The organism is Streptomyces sp. ID05-26A, from assembly GCF_033794685.1.
In the GTDB taxonomy this organism is placed as follows: Bacteria; Actinomycetota; Actinomycetes; order Mycobacteriales; family Pseudonocardiaceae; genus Lentzea.
The window spans coordinates 310,810-330,409 of the sequence record NZ_JARAYZ010000003.1; the positions used below are offsets into that span (position 1 = coordinate 310,810).

The window sequence follows — 19,600 nt, forward strand, 5'->3', positions numbered from 1 at the left end:
CGGCATGCCTGCCCCCGCGGACCCGGAGCTGCTGGCCGACCCGCAGGAGCTCGCGACGCGGACCGGGCGCGCTGCCGACAACACCGAGTTGCTGGAGCGGTTGCGGTCCGCGTCGCGCAAGATGCGCGGCGACCTGCGCCACCCGGTGCGGCTGGTCGAGAACGACGTGATCGTTCTCGACGGGACGGGCACCAGCACGCTGCTGCTGCCCGTCGCCCCGGTCACCACGGTCACATCGGTCAAGGTCAACGGCAGCGCGGTCACCGACTACGAGTGGTCGGCGGACGGCATCCTCGAGCGCGCTGCGGGCTGGCCGTACAAGCTGCGGGCGGTCGAAGTCGTGTGCACGCACGGCTACGCGTGGGAGGTGCTGCCACGCGACATCCAGGACGCGGTCCTGGACCGCGCGGAGACCGGACTCAACGTCACGGCCGGCCTGCGGTCGATGACCGTGGGCGGCGAGTCTGTCGCCTTCTTCGAAGGCGGCGGCGTGACTCAGGACTGGCTCGACGTCGTCGCGCGCCACCAGCTCAACAGGGGTGACCAGTCGTGATGTTCGACCAGGAGTTCACGCGGCTGCGCGCGCCGCTGGTCGCATCACGCCTGGGCACGAAGGTTCCGGACTGGCCCAATGCGGCCGAGCTCCTCATCGAGGAGGTCTCCGTGCAGCCGAACAAGACCAGCGAGTCCACCACCGATGCCCGCGACCAGAACGTCGTCGGCTGGCGCATCCGTTCCCGTGCCGGTGTCGACCTCGACATCAAGGGAAGTGACCGGGTGAAGCTGGAAAACGGTGCGGTCTGCGAGGTGATCGGCGAGATCGGGCGCTGGCCACACCCGATCAAGCCGGGCGCGGTGCACCACGTCGAGTTCGACGTGCAGCGAGTGACGGGCTGATGGCGCCCCGATTCCGGCTCTCGCAGCGAAAGTGGCGCGAGATCCAGCAGATGCCGCAGGTCCGTGCCGCTCTCGCTGGCCGGGCCGCGCGGATCGCCGCACGCGCCAACCAGATCAACAACGCCGAGGACGTCGACGCGGACATCCACGTCGAGGCCGGTACCCGCCCCCAAGGCCGCGCCTACTCGCGCGTGGTGTCCACCGACGCCGAAGGCGAGTACGGCAACGAAACAACCCTGCGCCGCCGCGTCCTCGGACGCGCGGCACGCTCCTAGGAGGACCCATGTCAGACACCGTGGCGATCGAGTGGGTGTTCCACACCGACCACTCCAAGCAGGGCACCCGCGACATCGTCGACAGCCGGCAGGCCTCGGAACTCGTGCGCACCGGCAGGGCCCGGTACGCGGCCGGGGACACCCCGGCAGCTGACGAGCCTGCTGCCACAGACGAGCCCGCCGCTGCGACGGCCACGCCCAGCGCGGCGGCCATCGAACCCGCCACCGCAGACGCGACGGCAGGCGTGACGCCCGCGGCCACCACGACGGCCGTCGTCGAGAAGTCGGCGGCGAGCAAGGCCGCGATGCCGAAGCCCACCAAGCCGACCGGCCCCGCGCAGCCGTGACCGTCCTGCCGGACGTCGAGTCCCTGCTGGTGCAGTGGCTGGCCGAACGGCACCCCAACCTCACCGTGGTCACCGACCTCGACGGCCTGTTCACCGACGCCACGGTGCCCAAAGTGGTCCAGGTCAACGCCCTTCCCGCCCAAGCGGCACCGCCCGCGTGGAACGGGCCGACACTGCGCTACGAGCAAGACCTCGACGTGGACTTCTACGCCGCGTCCCGCGTCGACGCGCTCGACCTCGCCGTGCTGGTCACCAGCACCGCCATCGAGCTGCGCAATCAGCTCGGCCAGTTCGGGCACGTCTCGCAGGTGATCGCCCCGCCCGCGACGCGCCGCCCGGACTTCAACCAGTACGTGCGCCGCTACGGCGCCGTCTGGTCGCTGACGACCCGGCCCGTCCGGACCACCTGACCCCTTCGGCCCGCCAGCCCTTCTGTCCCATTCCGGCCCCACACCTCGTGTGCGGGCCTTGTTGTGCTGCGAGGAGAAACCGATGGCGCTCACCGCCGAACTGGCACGTCTGGGTGTGACCGGAGCGCTGCGTGTCGCTCCGATCGGCACGACCCTGCCCGTAGCGATGGAGGCCTGGCCGACCGGTTACGTCGACCTGGGCTACATCTCCGACGACGGCCTGGTCGAGGGCCGCGACGAGGACCGGCAGGAGTTCGTGCCGTGGCAGTCCACTTCGCCGATCCGCACCGAGATCACCAAGAGCGTGGTGACGTTCCAGGCGACTCTGTGGGAGTCGAACTGGAACACGATCAGCCTCTACTACAAGGTCGACGAGGACGACGTCACCACCAGCGGTGTGGGCGCCGACCAGGTGCTCATCTTCGACGAGAAGGGCAAGCCCAGCAGGGATGTCCGCTCGTTCGGCATCGACGTCATCGACGGCGTCTACGCGCGCCGCATGCTCGCCCCGTACGCGGAGGTCACCGAGCGCGGCGACATCACCTACAAGTCCGACACGCTGATCGGCTACGAGGTGACGATCACCTGCTACCAGGGCCCCGACGGCGTCAGCGTGCGACGGATGTTCAAGGAGGGCTGGACCCTTCCGGCCTGATCACCTCCCGAAAGCGGGGGTCGGCGCGGGGCCTGGCGGGCCTCCCGTGTCCGGCCCCCTTCTCGTGGCCCGCCATGCCCGCCAGAACCAGGAGCACCACCGTGTCCGAGTACGACCTCGATGCCCTTGTCGCCCAGCACCGCGACGCCACCGGCGGAGACGACCTTGTCTTCACCTTCGGCGGCGAGAAGTTCACGATGCCCAACCCGGTGCTGGCCGACGACGAGTGGAAAGACGAACTGGCCGAGATCACCTCCGATGTGGTCATGGCCGAGTACGTCCTGGGAGAGCAGTACGACAAGTTCCGTGAGCTCGGCGGACGCGCCTCCTACATCGCGCTGCTGATGCGCAGCGCACAGGCCGACTTCGTCGACACCGATCCGCGCACGGGCCGCCCTACTCGGCGGTCGACCTCCTCGCCGGCGCCGAGGAAGCGACCGAAGCGGCGCTGATCGCCGAGTACGGCGGCGACCCGGTCGCCGAGTACTGGCGCGGCGAAATCTCGTTGCGGCAGCTGCGAGTTCTCATCGAGCAGTTGCCGCCGAACAACGCCCGCGAACGCCACATCAAGGGCCACTCGTGGACAGACCTCGAGTACCTGCTGGCGATCACCGCCGATCGCATCGGCGAGAACACCGCCGCCACCGTGAAAGTCGCCGGCGGCAAGTCCCGCGCGCCCAAGCCGCTGCCGCGGCCCGGCAAGCCGGACAACCGCATCGGTTCCCGCGGCGATGCCTCCGTCGAGGACGTCGTGGCCTACCTGGACAGCCTCAGCTCTGGGGCCTGACAACGCATCGGGGGCGGGCATGGTCACGACCACGGATGCGGTGTGGGTCGACGTTCTCCCATCGATGCGCGGGTTCGCCACGCGTCTCGTGCAGGACGCCGCCGGTGCCGGGCGCAAGGCGGGCAAGTCGGCCGCGTCCGAGTTCGACAAGGCCTCGGCCGGCGCGGGCAAGGGCATGGCCGACTCGGTCGCCAGCCAGCTCAAGCAGGCCCAAGCCGTGGTGGAGAAGGTCTCCGGTGAGCTGGTCAAGGCCCGCGACCGCGAAGCCGACGCTGCTGGCAAGGTCCGAGTCGCCGAGGCAGCGCTGGAAGCCGTGCGTGGCAAGGCCAAGGCGACCGACGCGCAGAAGGCGGCGGCCGAGGAACGCCTGGCGACCGCTCAGCGGTCCCTGGCCGCCGCCCAGCGCACCACGACCGGCACCACCGCGCGGCTCGACCAGGTCCAGGCCGACGCCGCGGCGCGCACGAAGGTTCTCACCGAGGCGACCGAGCGCGGCGAGTCCGCGATCGTGCGGCTCGGCGCGTCGCTGCAGCGCGTGGACACCACACGGCTGGACAACGGCGCCCGCGCTGCGACCCGCTTCGGTGTCTCTGCGCTCAAGGCCGCCACTGCGGCGGTCGCGCTCGGCTCAGCCGCGCCTGGCGTGGCGGGCCTGGCGGTCGCCACGACCCAGGCAGCGGGCGCCGGGGCGCTGCTGCCGGGCGTGTTCCTCGCGGGCGGCATCGCAGCAGGCGTGCTCAAGCTGGGCCTGTCGGGAGTGTCCGACGCGCTCAAGAACTGGGGTGACGCCGAGAAGTTCGCCGAATCAATCGCGGATCTCGCCCCTGCGGCACGGGAAACGCTGACCGAGGTACGGGCACTACGCCCTGAGCTGCTCGGGCTGCGCAGCATCGTGCAGCAAGGCCTGTTCGCGGGCAGCGCCGACGACGTCAAGGCGCTCGCGTCGGTATACCTGCCGCTGCTGCGCCGCGACCTTCCGGCCATCGCCGCCCAGTTCGGTACCGCACGCGATCAGGCCGCCGGGTTCGCCACGACCGGGCAGACCGTCGCCGACGTGCACTCGATCCTCAACGACACCCGCGGCACCGTCGGGAACCTGACGACCGGATTCGTGCCGCTGATCCAGATCGTGCGGGACTTCGGTGCCGTCGGCACCAGCGTGCTCGCCGACGTTACCTCCGGCTTCGGTGGCGCGACCGCCGGGATGGCGGCGTTCATCGCGGACGCGCGCGCCACCGGCCAGCTCGAGGGCTGGATCCGCAGCGGCCTGGACGTGCTGTCGCAGTTCGGGACCTTGTTCGGCAACGTCTTCGGGCTGATCAACACCGTGCTCGCCACGTCGAACCAGCAGGGCGGCGGCGTGCTGGACACTCTCGTCCAGATCACCGGCAGCCTCCTGGCTCTGGTCCAGTCCGCTGATGGCGTGCAGGCGCTCGCCGCGTTTTTCGGGGCCGTGCACGGCGTTGTGCAGGCGTTGCTGCCTGGCCTGCAGGCGGTGGCCGGCGCAGTGTTCGCCGCAGTCGTCGAGGTCGCGCCGCACTTGCGCGGTGTCGCGTCCGCGTTCAGTTCGGTGGTGGCCGCCGTGGCGCCGCTGCTGCCGCTGCTGACGTCGATGGCAGTGATGGTGCTGCCCCCGCTGGTGTCGCTGATCACCTGGCTCGCTCCGGCGCTGCCCGCCTTGGTCGTCGGGTTCGTCGCCTGGAAGGCCGCACTGATCGGCTTCAACATCATCGTGACGATCGTGCAGTTCACGCGGGCCTGGGCAGCCGCGCAGTGGGCGCTGTCCGCGGCGATGACTGCCAACCCGATCGGCCTGATCATCGCCGGTATCGCCGCGCTCGTCGCAGCGGTCGTGTGGATCGCCACGCAGACCACCTGGTTCCAGGACCTGTGGGCCGTGGTGTGGGGCGCGATCACGACCGCCGCCCTGTGGGCGTGGACCAACGGCATCAAGCCCGCGTTCGACGCGATCGTCGCCGCGGCGAAGTGGGTCGGCGACGCCGCCGTGTGGCTGTGGCAGTCGGTGTTCGTCCCCGCGTGGGAAGGCATCGCGGCTGCCGCGACGTGGCTGTGGGACACCGTGCTGAAGCCCGTTTTCGACGCGATCTCCGTCGGCGTGCGCGTGCTCGCGGCCGTGCTGATCACGCTGTTCGTCACTCCGGCGGTGCTGGCGTTCAAGCTGTTCGCCGCAGTCGGACTGTGGCTGTGGGACACCGTGCTCAAGCCCGTGTTCTCGGCGATCGGCGCAGCCGCGACGTGGCTGTGGAGCAGCGTCATCGAGCCGGTCGTGGGCTTCATCGTCGCCCACGTGCGGATGTGGGCGGACATCTTCACGTGGCTGTGGACCGAGATCCTGTCGCCCGCGTTCTCGGCGATCGGCGCGCTGTTCACGTGGCTGTGGGACAGCGTGATCAGCCCGGTGATCGGCTTCGTGATCGCCTACGTGCAGGCCTGGGGCGACCTGCTGATGTGGCTGTGGCACAACGTCGCGATCCCGGTGTTCGACGCCATCAGCACCGCGGTGAACGCCGTCGGTGCCGCGTTCGCCTGGGTGTGGAACAGCCTGATCAAGCCCGCGTGGGATGCGCTCGGCACCGCGATCTCGTGGGTGTGGAACTCCGTGATCAGCCCGGTGTTCGAGGCGATCAAGTCCGGCGTGCGGATGGTCGGTGAGGCGTTCGACAAGGCTGTGAGCTTCATCGGCGAGGTGTGGAACCGGATCAAGTCGATCGTGGCGACACCGGTCAACTTCATCATCGACGTCGTCTACAACGGCGGCATCAAGCCCGTGTGGGACAAGGTCGCGTCGTTCGTCGACCTCGCCCCGCTGCCCGCCGCCAGCCGCATCAACTTCGCCCACGGTGGCGTGCTGCCCGGCTACGCGCCCGGCGTCGACTCCATCCCGGTGCTCGCCTCACCCGGCGAGGGCTGGCTGGTGCCCGAAGCGGTGCGCGGACTCGGACCGGGCTTCATCGGCTGGGCCAACCGGTTCTTCTCCGGGGGCCGCTCGGACGGCGGCATGGGCACCGGTGGACCGGTGGGCTTCGCCGCGGGCGGGATCGTGCAGCGCTTCGCCGACGGCGGCATCGTCGGCAACCTGCTCAACTGGACCTCCGGTCTGGGCCAGGACATCGTCGACCTGTGGCGCAACCCCATCGGCGTGATCAAGAGCAAGATCGGAAGCTCTGGCTGGGCTGACCTGCTGGCCAGGGTCCCGGCGCAGCTGATCTCCAGTGGCGCTGACTGGCTGTGGGCGAAGATCAAGGGGTTCTTCGGTTTCTCCAGCGACGCCGCCGCCTCCGCCGCTGGCGCGGCAGGCGGAACGCCGATGGGCTGGCAGCAGATGTGGCAGATCATCAGCGCCCAGTTCGCTGGCGCCACACTGAACTCCGCGTTCCGGCCCGGCGATCCCGGCTACCACGGCAAGGGCCGCGCGGTCGACCTCGGCGGCCCGATGGGCGCGATCAACTCGTGGATCGCGTCGGTCTACCCCAACTCGACGCAGCTGATCTACACGCCGGGTGTGAACCTGCTCAACGGCGCGCCGTTCACCTACGACGGCCCGACTCAGGCCGACCACTTCGACCACGTGCACTGGGCGTTCGACCAGGGCGGCTACCTGCAGCCCGGCATGCAGCTCGTCTACAACGGCACCGGCGTCCCGGAACCCGTGCTGACCAGCGAGCAGTGGAAGCAGCTGGGCCGGGCCACAGAGTCCGGTGCCGGACGGGACGGGGCGACGATCAACGTCTATCCCCGGCCTGAGCAGTCCGAAGAGTCCATCGGCATGGCCACCCGCCGCCAGCTCGAGCTCGCACGCCGCCGCAGGTAAGGGGGTGGGATGGACGTTCAGTGGGAGTTGGACGGCCTGAGGTTCAACGCCGGTATCGACGACGACGGCGTTGAGTGGGGCGTCGAGTCCGAGATCGGCTGGTCCGGGACCACCGCGCCCAAGACCATCCGGACGCCCCGGCCGGGCGGGCACGGCTCCTACCGCGGCCCGGTCTACCGCGGCGAGCGGATCGTGGAGCTCACGTGCTTCGCGGTCGCGGAGACGTGGGAAGCGCGCCGGCGCGCCGAGCACCGGCTGGCCGCACTGTGCTCCGAACCCGGCCTCCTATATCCGCTGCTGTGCACCGAGGAGATCGGCGATCTCACCGCCGACGTGGAACTCGACGCCACCATCGACCCGATCATCAGCCGCGGCGGCTACTCGCTGCGGTTCGCCATCCAGGTCGCGGCCCCCGATCCACGCAAGTACGGGCCCTGGATCTCCGGGGTGGCGGAGCTGCCAGCCCAGCCGACCGGCGGCCTGGACGCCACCACCGCCGGAGGACTCGACGCCACGACCGCCGGAGGCCTCGACGCAGGCGGCGTCGGACCGACCGGGCTGGTCACGGTCGAGAACACCGGCCGCGCCCCGAGCTCGCCGCTGGTGCAGTTCGACGCGGGCACGGCCGACCTGGTCAATCCAGAGCTGGCCGACGTCGTCACCGGCGACGTGCTGCGCTACACCGGCACGGTCCCCGCCGGACAGAGCGTGTGGATCAACACATCCGAACACCCATCCCAGTACTCCGGAGCCGTCCACCCGGCCCGCTCGGTGCTGCTGGGCGGGCCGTCCGGTGTGGACCGTGGCGGCCTGCTCGCACTGGTCGGCGACTGGCCGGCCGTCGCTGGGCAGTCCAGCTCCACGTGGGCGTTCCGGGCCACCAGCGGCGCCGCCAGCGCCCGTGCACGCATCTACCTCAGGGCCGCCCAGTGGTGAGCTCTCACAGCCGTCTGGAGGCCCACGAATGCCTGCAGTAGTCCAGGGTCTCGACCCGTGGTTCATCGACAAAAAGGTCGGCCCCGCCGAGGCGCGGGCGATCATCGCAGCCATGCTGGGCCACAACGCATCCGGTGTCGGCAGCGAAGGCGGCTTGCTGTTGACCGCTTCCGGCCGCCTGTCGGTGAATCCGACGACGCCGTCCGCATCCATGCAGCTGGCTGTCTCGCCGGGGGCGTGCGTGGTGCCGCGCACCAACCAGCACGCGTACGTGGCCGTTTTCGACGCTGCGTCGGTCATCGACGTCCCGGCCGCGAACAGCAACCCCCGTATCGACACCGTGATCGTGCGGGTCCGCGATGGCGACCTCGGCGACGCCTCCAACGGCGTCAGTAACAAAGGTGCGTTCATCGAGATCGTCACCGGCGTGCCGAACGCGGTCCCGGTGCCGCCGGACCTGTCCGCGATCCCGGGATGCCTGCCGCTGCGTGACTACCTCGTGCCTGCCGGCGCGGGCTCGATCACCGCCGTGTCGACTGACCGTCGCGTGTGGACGCGCGCGCTCGGTGGTGTGCGATACAGCGGCAACGCCGATACCAGGGCAGGCGCGTATCCCTACGACCTGCGCGTGTCCCCCACTGGCCAATTCGACGCCTCGGATCCCGCCAACCCCACGCAGTGGATCCCGCTGCTCACCGCCGGAGCTCGCCCAAGCTTCACGCCCGTGTTCCGGTACGGCGGCGGTTCCGGAAACCCGTCCGGCCCGGTCGGGATCGGCACCGGCGGCCGGCTCGCGGGCCGCTACACCCGTCAGGGCCGCATCATCCGCGGCCACGCCGAGCTGCTCATGGGCGTCGGTGGTGGAGGCGGCACCGGGATCGTCACGATGGACCTGCCCGCAGGGCTCACGGCCATCGCCAGTATCCGGCAGCGCGCCGGTTCGGTGTCCTACTACCACCCTGGTGCTGACAGGGTTTTCGACGGCTCCGTGTGGGTCAGCGAGTCCGGAACGATCCTCGACATCTATCTGCCTGGTTCCGCGACCGTCTCGAATTTGGCGCCCTTGACCAACGCGAACCCTGCCTCACCCAGCCCTGGCACCGGCGTGCCGCTGCTGGCCGGCCAGTACTCCCTGGGCGACAACGTCAGGGTGTGGATCGACTTCGAGTTCGAGACCACGACATGACCAGCGGGCTCACGTCATCCGCTGCACCGGCACCGGTGTCGCCGTCGTGGTCGCTGCTGGTCGCCGAGTCCGTCACCGGTAAGCGGGTCGCCAGCCTGCCGTTGACCGGCATGCGGTGGTCACATGGCTTGCGGTTCGGCACCGGTACCGAGCTGGAGGTGACCGTGCCGCTGGACGGGCCTCCGCTGCCCGGCCGGCAGACCATCACCGAGCGGGTGCGGATGGTCTGCGACGACGGGCCGAGGTTCATGCTCGTCACGGTGTACGGCCGGACGCCGGTGTCCTACGGGTTCGTCACCGCGCCGTCGCCGTCGCCGGGCGCGTGCACGATCGGCACGCTCGACCTGGCGGGGCTGCTGCGCCGCCGCTCGATCATCGCCCACGGGCAGCGCGCGACTCCCACTCGGCAGGCCGCGGACGTCGCGCTGGGCCCGGCGAGCAAACCGACGCTGGCGCGGCAGTTGATGCTGCACGCGATCGGTGAGGCTGGCGGTGCGCTGCCGCTGGTGATTTCCACGCCCAGCCTGTCCGGCAGCCACGTCCGCACCTACAACGGGTTCAGGTTCGAGAACTACGCCACCGCGTTGGGCAACCTCGTCGACGACGAGGACGGCCCGGACATCCGCGTCACACCGCAGCTGTCGGCTGATCAGCAGTGGGTCACGCTCAAGGTCGACATCGGCGAGCCCTACATCGGGACTTCCAGCCACCACTGGGAGTGCCCTGGTGCGGCGCTCGACGTCGTGCCGGACTACGACCACAGCGGCGCTGGAGCCTGGCACTACGCGCCCGGTGACGGCACCGACTACGACCGGCCGGTAGGCGTCGGCTACGCCGGATCCATGCTCGCCGCCGGCGTGCCGCTGATGGATCAAGTCGACTCCAGCCGTGGTGGCACCAACGACCAGGCCACGCTGAACTCCGCCGCGGCGGCCAACGCGCGGGTGTTCGAGCGCGGGCTGGAGTCGCTGACGCTCACTGTCGATGCCGCGGGCAAGCCCCAGCTCGGCACCTACGCCGCCGGAGACGCCGCCACGGTGCGCACCTCGCAGCACTGGTGGCTCGGTTCCGGCCTGTACCGGCGGCGCATCGTCGGCATCGCCGGAGACCACACCGACAAGGTCACTGTCACTACCGCACCGACCACGCAGGGGACCTGATGGCCCGTGAAGGAGCAGTGCCCAGCAACGACGTCTGGGACTACATCACCAAGCTCGAACAGCGGATCAAGACGCTGGAGAACGGGAGAACGTTGCGCGCCGTCGTCATCCCTGAGGGTGGCGTGCGGATCACCAACAGCGGCGTGCTGATCGTCCAGAGCGCTGACGGCGTGAACCTCTTCTACCTCGGGCCGCTCATCTCCGGAGGCGTTCCGCTCCGCGGTTTCCTGCTGCGGCGCGAGAACGGGAAGTCGATGTTCTCCAACGGCGTCGCGGGCGGGGACCCGAACAAGGTGTTCTTCGCCTGGAAGGACAACGCTGAGAACATCCTGTTCTCCGACGACGCCAACGCCGGCGTCGGGATCTCCCGGCCGTGGCTGTCGATGCCGTCCGTTCCCGTTGCGGCTACGTCGATCCCGACCACGACCGGCGCCACGTTCCTGTCGGTGTACAGCACGGGCTACATGTTGAAGCAGCAGCCGAACATCGAGCTGCAGGCACTGCTGTACTCGACAGGCGGTGGTGTCGGCGAAGCCCGGTACACGGTCAACGGGGTGGCGATCGGCTCCACCATGACCATCAACAACGGCGACTTCGCGTGGACCAGCCCCGTGAGCCTGACGCCACCCCAGGCTCACAACACCTACATCCGCACCGAACTCCAGGTGCGACGGACGAACGGCGCAGGGTCCGTCGGTGGCGTTCTCGTTGCGTCGCAACGTTCAAGCTAGGGAGTCGAAGTCGCCTCGGGCGGCGGCTGCCCGTTCGGGGGCGGCGGGGGCGGCGGAGGCGTGTCCTGCGCCGGCGTACGGATGATCACGCCGTTCTCGTCAACTGGCGGAGGCTCGGGCTGCGGTTGCTGTGGTTCGGTCATGCCGCCATTGTTCATTGGCGCGGGCGGCTGAGCTGGCACCACGGGTGCGACCGGCGCGGCCGGCGTCGACACCGGTACCTCGAGGACGGTCGGCGCCGAGCTGGTCGACGACGGGGCCACGCTCTCCGACACCGACACGGGCGGCAGCTGCTCCGTCCCGGCCGGCGCGTCTCCGCCAGCAGACGCGAGAGCGACCGTGATGCCACCGCCGATCAGTACCGCGGCGACCGCGCCGGCCGTCGCGATGACGCTGACCTTCTTCTTCTCCACTGAAGCCTCCGGGATCGCACCCCCACGTGGGCGCCTGCCGAGTCCATCGTTCTTAGGACGCGCGGTGCTACCGGCTGGTTGAAGCCGACCACTTTCTGTCTAGTCCGCGACGAGGCCCTGCCCGACGGCTCGTCGACTCTCCCTTCCCACCATCAATCTGGGGGTCAGCGTGCCCAGACCGCTGCAAGCACTTCTGCTGTGGTTCATCAGCGCGGCGTGGGTCGCCAACCTGGTCATCAGCTACTTCAAGCCCGCACTCGGGCAGCCCGCCGTCAACGCCGCGTTCATGGTCGTCGCAGCGATCTTGTACCGGCAACTCAGGCGCGAGAAGAAGAACGCCGACACCGACGACGAGGGTTCGGTCGCCGACATGTTGAACGAAGCCCGGCAGACCGTGGCCGAGCTCACCGACCCGGACAAGCGCGACAAGCGCGGTGATGCGTCGTGAACCTCTGCGCCTACCTCCTGCACGCCTTCGGCTGGTCAGCGTTCGGCGCCACCGTCGGAGTGCTCCTCGACCGCGCCGTCATCAGGTACCGCACTCGTCCAAAGGGGATCGTCGTGCCCGACCGAAAGCAGAACGACAACGGCTGGTGGAGGCGCTACAGCGGCGCTGTCGTGCCCGCTGTGCTGATCGTGCTGGCGATCGTCACCGCTGTCCAAGGCGTTGTGCTCAACCGTGTGAACGAGCAGCAAGACCAGTGCCAGCTTGCGTACGCCAACGGTTTCGCGGACGCACTTGAGGCCCGCACGAGAACCTCCGCTGACGCCCAGTCCGCACTCGATGACCTGATGCGCCTCGTGGGCCAGGCCCTGCGCACTGGCACCGCACGCGATCCGGAGCCCGTGCAGAAGGCCGTGGACAACTACCTGCAGCAGCGCGAGGCCGCGAAGGCCACGCAGCGCGACAACCCGTACCCGCCAGCACCGCGGGACCTGTGCAAGTAACTGGGAGGTGATCGTGTCCATCGTCATCCCACGCAGCGTGTGGAAGCCGAACTTCAGCAACGGCGCGACGGACAACCAGGGCCAGCCGATCATCATCGGCACGTCGGCGTGGGAGGCCGCGGGCCGGGAGCTGTGGGCGCACCACAGCGTCACCAACCCGCCCGGCCCGGACGCCACGCTGGAGCAGGACTGCGCGCACATGCGCCACTTCGAGTCCATCGGCCAGTCGTCGTTCAGGCAGGGCATCTCCTACACGTGGGTGATCATGCCCAGCGGTCGCGTGTTCGAGGGTCACTCAGTCGACCGGCGGGGAGCACACACGTACCAGCGCAACGACCGCAGCCGCGCCGTGTGCTTCGCCGGGAACTTCGACGTGGCCACGCTGCCCGACCGGATGGCGCGTGCCGCTGCTCTGCTGTTGCGCGAGATCGGCGCGACGTTCGACGGCGGACACCGCGACGTGTACGCCACCGCGTGCCCTGGCCGGCACGCGTACGCCCGCCTGCCTGAAATCAACCGGCTCGCCGTGTCCGGCGTGCCTCTGTCTCTGGAGGGCAACGAGATGAGCCTGTTCACGCAGGAAGCCAAGAACGCTTACGACGAGGCGTACCGCGACATCAAGTCGTTGGTGGCCGTGCTGATCGGCGCGCCCGGCAAGGACGGTCTGCCGCTCATCCAGAAGCACATCAACTTCGTCGTGGACGAACTGGCCCGCCGCTTCAACGTGCGGTTCGCCGCGATCGACGCCGCGCTGACCGCCATCGCGGCCGACCCGGACGTCACTGCGGAGCAGATGGCCGCCGCCGTGAACCAGGCGGTCGCCGAACACTCACCGAAAGCCGAGGACATCGCCGCGTCGATGGCGCCTGCGGTCGCGACTCAGGTCGTCGCCCTGCTCCCGCGCGATGACGAGGGGAACCTGACGGTCGACGTCGACGAGCAGCGCATCGCCGAGCTGGTGGTGTCCATCACCGGCAGCAAGCTGTCCGCCTTCGACACCACCCAGGAGAACTGAGTCATGGTCAATCTCGATCAGCCGGTGGACCGGCACCCGCTGGACCGCATCGCTCGCACTGTCGGCACCGTGCGGGCCGCGATCGGCGCGGTGCTGTCCGTCCCGGCCGTGCTCGCCATCGTCGGTGCAGACCTGCCCGGCGCGGTCGACGGCGTACTCGGTGCGCTGGTGGTGCTGCTGGCCGCTGTCGGCCCGCTGCTCGCCGCGGTCGGCGTGCGGCGTCGAGGCGAGCCGCTGGTGACCCCGGTCGCCGACCCGCGTGACAACCTCGGCCAGCCTCTCGTGGTCAACGGCACGGTCAACTAGCTCAAGGACTCGCGCCGGTCTTCCGCCCGGCACGAGAACGCCCCCGCACCTGGCCTCGTGCCGGGTGCGGGGGCGTTTCTGCGTTCTCAGTTGCCTGGTGCTGTGTAGTGCGCCTCGATCAGTTCGGGTACCGCTGGGTTCACGTGCCCGCGTCCCATATACGCCTTCTGCGTGTTGGCGATAGAGCGCTTCCGCAGCGCGTCGCTCACCTGCCTGCCCGTCTGCCCGCCTGCGTCGAGCGCCGTCGCGAAGGTCTTGCGGCCGATGTGACTGATCAGGTCGTCGAACCCGTCGAGTCGTCGCCTCAGGGCACGGATCGAGGCCGTAACGTTCAGGGGTTCCTTGAATCCGCCTGTTCTCGACAGGAACACCGGTGTGTCGGGATCCACGTTCTCAGGTCGGTCTGCGAGGAGGTCGGCCCGCAGCGACGGCGGAAGCGGCACGACGTCGGCGGAGTCGGCGGTCTTGCCTGTGTGCCGCAGGACTCCTTGCCCGACGACGCGCACGATGTTGCCCGTGATCCATACGTGCCAGGGCGGGATGAGCTTCTCGCCGAGTTCGGGCGACACCACCCGAACAGGCCGATCCGTGAGGTTCAGGTAGCGCCACGTCACCGCGCACGCTTCACCGAGGCGGGTCCCGGTCTTGAACATGAACTTCAGCATCTTGGTGAGGCCTGTGTTGACCGCGATGCGGTCGGCCTCGATCGCCGCGATGAACTCCACGGACCGCTGCGGGTCATAGGCGATCGGCTGCTTGCGGTGATCGTCCTCAATGGGATCCAGTTCCCGGACAGGGTTATGGGTGAGGACTCCGGCCTTCACCGCCACGCGGAGCGCTCCGGACACGACCTTGCGGACGTTGCGCCGCGAACCCGCCGAGAGCGGCGTTCCGGTCGAGAGCCGGTCCTCTGCCGCGAGGTCGTCGAAGAATTCCTGGAGCCGCTGCACCGTGCACTCGCGCAGTCGAAGCTGACCGATCGCCGGCTCGATGGTGCCGGTCCACCAGTACCGCGCCGTGTCGTAGGTGGTGCCCTTGCGCTTCTTGCGCACGTTCTCCAGGTAGACCTTCGCGACGACATCGAGGCGCGTCGTCGCGGTGACGCTGACCGACGTGTGGCCGGCGAGCTCGCGGAGGAACTTCTTGAGCTTGCTTCGTGCAGCGGCCTCGGTCGGTCCCCATCGCTCGATCGGAACGGTGCGCCCGTCCTTGCCCCGCCAGCGACACCGGGCGCGCCACTTCTCCGGTGTCGCACCATCTTCGGTGGTTCGGACTACGCTTATGTTGCCGTGCGAGTTGAGCGGAAGCGGTGGAGCACCCATGAGGAACCTCCGAGATCATTGCGGGGGATTCGCGGTGGGTTTGATCTCCATCGGCACCGGTTCGCCGAGGCAGCAGTGTTCCGACCAGCGCCTTTAATCCCGCAAAACAGTAACACCTGTCTGTTGCTGCGCAACATGAAGGCGTACCGGAACGAATAGTGGGTGTTCCCTCAGCGCCGTCCAGAGGTGAGAATCACTCGTGTGGGGGATCTTCACGGACGAACTGCCGAGAGCAGGGCCGGTGTGGCCGCCTTTCTGGCGGGTGTGTGGCTGATCGCCGCGCCACCGGTCCTGCACTTCGGCGCGTCGCTGCACGCGTTCCGGCCGTACTGGGTGTCCATGGGCCTGGCCGTCGTGATCATGCTGCTGGGCATGGTCCGCGCGATGGCACCGCTGGACGTGCCGCTCATCAGACCGGTGACGATCGCGCTCGCCGGGTGGCTGATCGTGGTCGCGTTGATGCGATCGGACGACGGCGCTGCCCTCGTCTGGCTCAACCAGCTGGTCGTGGGCTCTCTCATCGCGCTGTCGGCCGGCCTGGCCCTGCTGATGAGCCTGCGCAGATGAGGACCTGGTCGGACCTCTGCCTGATCTGCTCGGGCCAACAGGACTTCGTGGTCAACGTCCACGAAGCCGGTCCGCACGAGCGTTCACACGACTACACCCGAGTGCTGTACTGCCGCGCGTGCACGGTGGGCGAACTGCGGTCGTTCAGCTACGACGGCTTCGTCGTGTTCGGCGAGGAGGACGAGGTCATGGTCTGGTCCGCGATCCTCTCCACCGCCGACGTGGACCGGTTTCGCGAGGCCTTCACCTGCCCTCTGCCCTTGGCGGGCACCTGCGAGTGCCCGCAGCACGTCCGGGCCTACGACACGAGTGTGCGCGTGACCAAGACCCGCCTGCCGGAACACGGCCCCGACCGCCACAGCCCGGCCGGCCGGGCCGTGGCGGCTGTCGCGGTGGTCGACGGCCTGGCGGAGTTCCGCTCGGCCTAGTCGATCACCGCGGTCGCCTCGACCTCGACCAGGTGCTCGGGCACGTCCAGCGCCGCCACCCCGATCAACGTGGCGGGCGGCGTCGCGGTCTCGCCGACCCCGGCCATGGCGTTCTCGATGCCCTTGAGCAGCTCCGGCATCTGGTCCGGCGTCCACCCGGCGACGTACACCCGCACCCGCGTGAGGTCCTTGAAGCTCGCGCCCGCGGCCTTGAGCGCGGTGTGCACGTTCACGTAGGCCTGCTCGGTCTGAAGCGCGAGGTCCGGCTTGCTGTCCCACGCGACCTGGCCGGCCAGGTAGATGGTCTTCGCGCCGCTCGCGACGGCCACGTGGTGGTAGACGTCGATCTGCGGCAGCGCGTCGGGGTTGATGAGCGTGACGGGCATCGCGTGTTCTCCTGTGTGCTCTCTTGTGGTTACTCGCTCACCGTAGGAGAGTGAATGCTGACCTGGAAGAACGCACTTTTCCGAGAGTGAGGCACCTCGAGGTGAGCAAGCAGCTCAGCGGCGATCTGGCCCGCGCGGACTCGCTGGCGCGCGAGATCTTCTCCGACATCGCCAACAAGTGGGCGCTGCTGATCGTCGAGACGATCGGGGATTCGACGAAGCGCTTCACCGAGCTCAAGACCGAGGTGGACGGCATCAGTCACAAGATGCTGACCCAGAACCTGCGGCTGCTGGAGCGCAACGGGCTCGTGTCGCGGTGCGTGCACCCGACCGTGCCGCCGCGCGTCGACTACACGCTGACGGAGCCCGGTCAGGCCCTGCGTGCCACCGTCGACGCCATGTGCGCGTGGACGACCCGGTACCTCGCTGACATCGAGGGTGCTCGTCAGCGGTTCGACGCCTGATCGGCTGTGGCGGGGGTTACCCCACCTGCGTGGTCACCACGCTTGATAGTCAAGATTAGTGACTATATGGTGGAGGCATGAGCGACAAGAAGATCATTGCTGTGGTGGGAGCGACCGGCGAGCAGGGCGGAGCGGTGGCACGGGCGCTGCTCGCCGACGGTGAGTTCGCGGTCCGCGCGCTCGCCCGCACCCCGGAGTCGGCGGCCGCTCAGAAGCTCGCCGCGCTGGGTGCCGAGGTCGTGCAGGCCGACCTGTACGACGTGGAGAGCCTGCGGAAGGCGTTCGGCGGGGCGTACGGCGCGTATCTGGTCACGCCGTTCTTCACGCACATGTCCGCGGCCAAGGAACTGGAAGAGGTGAAGAACCTCGTCGCTGCCGCGGAGGGCGTCAAGCACGTCGTGTGGTCGACGCTGGAGGACACGCGCGAGGTGATCCCGCTCGACGACGACCGGATGCCGACGCTCGACGAGAAGTACAAGGTGCCGCACTTCGACGTGAAGGGTGGCGAGGCGGACGCGTTGTTCGAGCAGGCCGGGTTGCCGACGACGTACGTGCGGATGTCGTTCTACTGGAACAACTTGCTGCAGGGCATGGCTCCGCACAGGGCGGCGGACGGGTCGCTCAGGCTGTCGTTGCCGATGGGGGAGAGCCGGATCTCCGGGATCGCGGCCGAGGACATCGGCAAGGCGATCGTGAGCGTGCTCAAGGCGCCGGAGAAGACCATCGGGCAGACGATCGGGCTGGGCACCGAGCACCTCACCGGGCAGGAGGTGGCGCAGGCGTTCAGCGCCGTGCTGGGTGAGAAGGTCACGTACGAGCCGTTGTCCCACAACGACTTCCGGGCGCTCGGCTTCCGCGAGGCGGTGGAGATCGGGAACATGCTCCAGTACTACACCGAGTTCGACACGCACATCCTGCCGCGTCGCGACACCGGGCAGACGCGCGAACTCGTGCCGTCGTGGCTGACGCTCGAGGAGTTCCTCGCCGCCCACCGCGAGGACGTCGTGATCGGCTAGTAGCCGCGCGCGATCTCCGTGAAGACCTTCTTGAACTCGGCGAACCGGTCTGAGCCCACGAGGTCGGCGAGGCGGCCCTCGATCTCGGCGATGATCCGCTTGGCCTGCACCATCTGGTCGCGGCCGAGGTCGGTGGGCACGACCAGCTTCGCGCGCCGGTCCGCAGGGTCGGGCCGCCGGGTGACGTAGCCGAGGCTCTCCAACTCGTCGATCAGCGTGCCGATGACCTGCTTGTGCTGGCCGGAACGTTCGGAGAGCTCGCTCGCCCGCGTGCCGTCGGTGGTGATGTAGGCCATGACGGCACCGTGGCGCGGGCGCAGGTGCTCGTGGCCCGCCTCGGTGAGGCGGGTGAAGAGTTCCTTCTGGAACCCCGAGAGCAGGTGCGCGGAGAGCACGCCGACGTCTGGCATGCGGATGATGTTAACCCGATCGCGGCCCGGTCCGAAGAGGACGGACGATCACGTTGCCACCAGAGGAGTGCGCTGGAACTCCGTGATCTGCCGCACCACCTGCACGGCGAGGAACGCGGCGATGAGGCCGACGAACGCGCACATCGTCGTGAGCACGGCCGCGACCAGATACGACTGGGTCGTGAGGACACCGTCGTCGTAGGTGCGGAAACTCGCGAAGTCGAGCAGCCACATGAGGAGGTAGGCGGTCCACCACCTCGTGGTCGTGGTGTGGAGCGGTCGTTCCCGCATCGGCACGCCCCGCAGCCGTGGATCACTGGCCCGCCAGACGTCCTCGACGACGGCCTTGGGGAACCACAGGTTCACGACGGGCACGAACCAGCTCAGCCAGACCCAGACGCGGCCGCGACGGTGTTCCTCGGCGGGGACGAGACGTTCGGCGTTGATGCGCGCGCTGTGCAGCCACACGATGAACACGGCGATGGCCGCGAGCGTGAGCACCGCGAACGGCAGATCCGTCAGAATCCGGACCGTGTCGTGGATGGACAGGGCGGTGCCCGTGAGGTCGCCGCCACGGTAGTCGCGGACGGCCGTGTAGGTCAGCCAGTCGGCGGCGGCCTCGGCGACGTTGCCCAGCGCCACGAGCCCGATGAGAACCGACGCCGCGATGCCCAGCCCGCGCACGGATCTGAAGTGCTCCATGGTTTTCCCCCGGTTCATGAGCCTCTTCAGGCTAGACGCGACGAGGGGGAGAATTTGTTGAGTGGTACGTCGTCCCCGACCGAGATCGCGCCGGAACGGGTTGTCACGGCTCCTATGCTCGGGTGTCATGACCAAGCTGGGGGTAGTGGTCCTGCTCGTGCTGTGCCTCGGTGCCTGCGCGGAGTCCGGACCGTCGAAGCAGGACGTCGTGGCCAAGATCAGGGCCGATGCCGGCACCAAGGACGCGCCGGAGGAAGTCGTGGAGTGCGTGGCCGACTGGTACATGGGCAGGTCCGCGGCCGAACGGCAGGCGTTCGTCGCGGGTGAGGTCGCGGCGCGGGAGCCGGACCAGGGCGTGCTGGACTGCCTGAAGAGCGCGGCGCCGTGAGATGAGAGTGCCGTGAGAG

The 19,600-nt window shown here is 68.9% G+C and carries 27 protein-coding genes; 22 read left to right on the forward strand and 5 right to left on the reverse strand.

Features of this window, described 5'->3' with window-relative positions; genetic code table 11:
- The first annotated feature begins 4 nt into the window (after positions 1–4).
- From PV646_RS28815 to PV646_RS28875, 13 genes are all read left to right on the forward strand, one after another.
- Positions 5–553 carry a mobile element protein gene (locus PV646_RS28815; RefSeq protein WP_500345419.1) on the forward strand — a complete coding sequence of 183 codons (549 nt, stop codon included), beginning with the start codon at positions 5–7 and terminating at the stop codon, positions 551–553.
- The gene (locus PV646_RS28820) at positions 550–897 is read left to right on the forward strand and encodes a hypothetical protein (protein WP_500345420.1); all 348 of its coding nucleotides are present in this window, start codon (positions 550–552) and stop codon (positions 895–897) included. The genes PV646_RS28815 and PV646_RS28820 overlap by 4 nt, the downstream gene beginning before the upstream one ends.
- Positions 897–1,172, forward strand: a complete 276-nt coding sequence (locus tag PV646_RS28825; protein ID WP_500345421.1) for a hypothetical protein — start codon at positions 897–899, stop codon at positions 1,170–1,172. The genes PV646_RS28820 and PV646_RS28825 overlap by 1 nt, the downstream gene beginning before the upstream one ends.
- A gap of 8 nt (positions 1,173–1,180) precedes the next feature.
- On the forward strand, positions 1,181–1,519 hold the full coding sequence (locus PV646_RS28830) for a hypothetical protein (RefSeq protein WP_500345422.1): 339 nt from the start codon (positions 1,181–1,183) through the stop codon (positions 1,517–1,519).
- On the forward strand, positions 1,516–1,929 hold the full coding sequence (locus PV646_RS28835; protein WP_500345423.1) for a hypothetical protein: 414 nt from the start codon (positions 1,516–1,518) through the stop codon (positions 1,927–1,929). Before PV646_RS28830 ends, PV646_RS28835 begins: the two co-directional genes overlap by 4 nt.
- An 82-nt stretch (positions 1,930–2,011) precedes the next feature.
- Positions 2,012–2,584, forward strand: a complete 573-nt coding sequence (locus PV646_RS28840) for a phage tail tube protein (RefSeq protein WP_500345424.1) — start codon at positions 2,012–2,014, stop codon at positions 2,582–2,584.
- A 101-nt stretch (positions 2,585–2,685) separates the two neighbouring features.
- Entirely contained in the window at positions 2,686–3,036 is a 351-nt protein-coding gene (locus tag PV646_RS28845) for a hypothetical protein (RefSeq protein WP_500345425.1), read from the forward strand.
- 53 nt (positions 3,037–3,089) lie between these two features.
- Positions 3,090–3,371: a hypothetical protein gene (locus PV646_RS28850; RefSeq protein WP_500345426.1), complete on the forward strand. Its 282-nt coding sequence runs from the start codon at positions 3,090–3,092 to the stop codon at positions 3,369–3,371.
- Positions 3,372–3,390: 19 nt separating this feature from the next.
- Entirely contained in the window at positions 3,391–7,203 is a 3,813-nt protein-coding gene (locus tag PV646_RS28855) for a phage tail protein (protein ID WP_500345427.1), read from the forward strand.
- 9 nt (positions 7,204–7,212) lie between these two features.
- A complete protein-coding gene (locus tag PV646_RS28860) occupies positions 7,213–8,139 on the forward strand; it encodes a phage tail family protein (protein WP_500345428.1) in 927 nt (308 codons plus the stop codon).
- A 28-nt stretch (positions 8,140–8,167) separates the two neighbouring features.
- Positions 8,168–9,325 (forward strand): hypothetical protein, encoded by a 1,158-nt coding sequence (locus PV646_RS28865; RefSeq protein ID WP_500345429.1) that lies wholly within the window; start codon positions 8,168–8,170, stop codon positions 9,323–9,325.
- A complete protein-coding gene (locus PV646_RS28870) occupies positions 9,292–10,485 on the forward strand; it encodes a hypothetical protein (protein WP_500345430.1) in 1,194 nt (397 codons plus the stop codon). The genes PV646_RS28865 and PV646_RS28870 overlap by 34 nt, the downstream gene beginning before the upstream one ends.
- Positions 10,486–10,502: 17 nt before the next feature.
- Positions 10,503–11,216 carry a hypothetical protein gene (locus PV646_RS28875; protein ID WP_500345431.1) on the forward strand — a complete coding sequence of 238 codons (714 nt, stop codon included), beginning with the start codon at positions 10,503–10,505 and terminating at the stop codon, positions 11,214–11,216.
- Here the strand turns inward: PV646_RS28875 and PV646_RS28880 are convergent.
- Entirely contained in the window at positions 11,213–11,629 is a 417-nt protein-coding gene (locus PV646_RS28880) for a hypothetical protein (RefSeq protein WP_500345432.1), read from the reverse strand. The two genes, PV646_RS28875 and PV646_RS28880, sit on opposite strands and share 4 nt — an antisense overlap.
- 169 nt (positions 11,630–11,798) lie before the next feature.
- Between PV646_RS28880 and PV646_RS28885 the strand changes: the two genes are divergently transcribed.
- The 4 genes from PV646_RS28885 to PV646_RS28900 are packed head-to-tail and all read left to right on the forward strand — an operon-like array spanning position 11,799 to position 13,898.
- Positions 11,799–12,077 (forward strand): hypothetical protein, encoded by a 279-nt coding sequence (locus PV646_RS28885; RefSeq protein WP_500345433.1) that lies wholly within the window; start codon positions 11,799–11,801, stop codon positions 12,075–12,077.
- Complete coding sequence (locus tag PV646_RS28890; RefSeq protein ID WP_500345434.1) at positions 12,074–12,577, forward strand: hypothetical protein; 504 nt, start codon at positions 12,074–12,076, stop codon at positions 12,575–12,577. The genes PV646_RS28885 and PV646_RS28890 overlap by 4 nt, the downstream gene beginning before the upstream one ends.
- Before the next feature lie 13 nt (positions 12,578–12,590).
- On the forward strand, positions 12,591–13,592 hold the full coding sequence (locus tag PV646_RS28895) for a peptidoglycan recognition protein family protein (RefSeq protein WP_500345435.1): 1,002 nt from the start codon (positions 12,591–12,593) through the stop codon (positions 13,590–13,592).
- Positions 13,593–13,595: 3 nt separating this feature from the next.
- Complete coding sequence (locus PV646_RS28900) at positions 13,596–13,898, forward strand: hypothetical protein (protein ID WP_500345436.1); 303 nt, start codon at positions 13,596–13,598, stop codon at positions 13,896–13,898.
- Between the two features lie 86 nt (positions 13,899–13,984).
- Here PV646_RS28900 and PV646_RS28905 read toward each other — a convergent pair whose 3' ends face one another.
- Positions 13,985–15,220, reverse strand: coding sequence for a site-specific integrase (locus PV646_RS28905; protein ID WP_500345437.1), 1,236 nt, complete (start codon positions 15,218–15,220; stop codon positions 13,985–13,987).
- 243 nt (positions 15,221–15,463) lie between these two features.
- Here PV646_RS28905 and PV646_RS28910 point away from each other — a divergent pair, with 243 nt between their 5' ends.
- Positions 15,464–15,787: an SPW repeat domain-containing protein gene (locus tag PV646_RS28910; protein WP_500345438.1), complete on the forward strand. Its 324-nt coding sequence runs from the start codon at positions 15,464–15,466 to the stop codon at positions 15,785–15,787.
- The gene (locus tag PV646_RS28915) at positions 15,784–16,215 is read left to right on the forward strand and encodes a hypothetical protein (protein ID WP_500345439.1); all 432 of its coding nucleotides are present in this window, start codon (positions 15,784–15,786) and stop codon (positions 16,213–16,215) included. Before PV646_RS28910 ends, PV646_RS28915 begins: the two co-directional genes overlap by 4 nt.
- Here the strand turns inward: PV646_RS28915 and PV646_RS28920 are convergent.
- Entirely contained in the window at positions 16,212–16,601 is a 390-nt protein-coding gene (locus tag PV646_RS28920; RefSeq protein WP_500345440.1) for a RidA family protein, read from the reverse strand. The genes PV646_RS28915 and PV646_RS28920 overlap by 4 nt on opposite strands.
- Before the next feature lie 86 nt (positions 16,602–16,687).
- On the opposite strand from PV646_RS28920, the gene PV646_RS28925 reads away from it, so the two are divergent.
- Both PV646_RS28925 and PV646_RS28930 read left to right on the forward strand, forming a co-directional pair.
- Complete coding sequence (locus PV646_RS28925; protein WP_500345441.1) at positions 16,688–17,065, forward strand: winged helix-turn-helix transcriptional regulator; 378 nt, start codon at positions 16,688–16,690, stop codon at positions 17,063–17,065.
- A gap of 77 nt (positions 17,066–17,142) precedes the next feature.
- Positions 17,143–18,081 carry an NmrA/HSCARG family protein gene (locus tag PV646_RS28930; protein WP_500345442.1) on the forward strand — a complete coding sequence of 313 codons (939 nt, stop codon included), beginning with the start codon at positions 17,143–17,145 and terminating at the stop codon, positions 18,079–18,081.
- On the opposite strand, the gene PV646_RS28935 is transcribed toward PV646_RS28930, so the two are convergent.
- Positions 18,078–18,491 (reverse strand): MarR family winged helix-turn-helix transcriptional regulator, encoded by a 414-nt coding sequence (locus tag PV646_RS28935; RefSeq protein WP_500345443.1) that lies wholly within the window; start codon positions 18,489–18,491, stop codon positions 18,078–18,080. The genes PV646_RS28930 and PV646_RS28935 overlap by 4 nt on opposite strands.
- A gap of 48 nt (positions 18,492–18,539) precedes the next feature.
- On the reverse strand, positions 18,540–19,193 hold the full coding sequence (locus PV646_RS28940; protein WP_500345444.1) for a DUF4328 domain-containing protein: 654 nt from the start codon (positions 19,191–19,193) through the stop codon (positions 18,540–18,542).
- A gap of 127 nt (positions 19,194–19,320) precedes the next feature.
- On the opposite strand from PV646_RS28940, the gene PV646_RS28945 reads away from it, so the two are divergent.
- Entirely contained in the window at positions 19,321–19,581 is a 261-nt protein-coding gene (locus tag PV646_RS28945) for a hypothetical protein (protein ID WP_500345445.1), read from the forward strand.
- Positions 19,582–19,600: the final 19 nt, after the last annotated feature.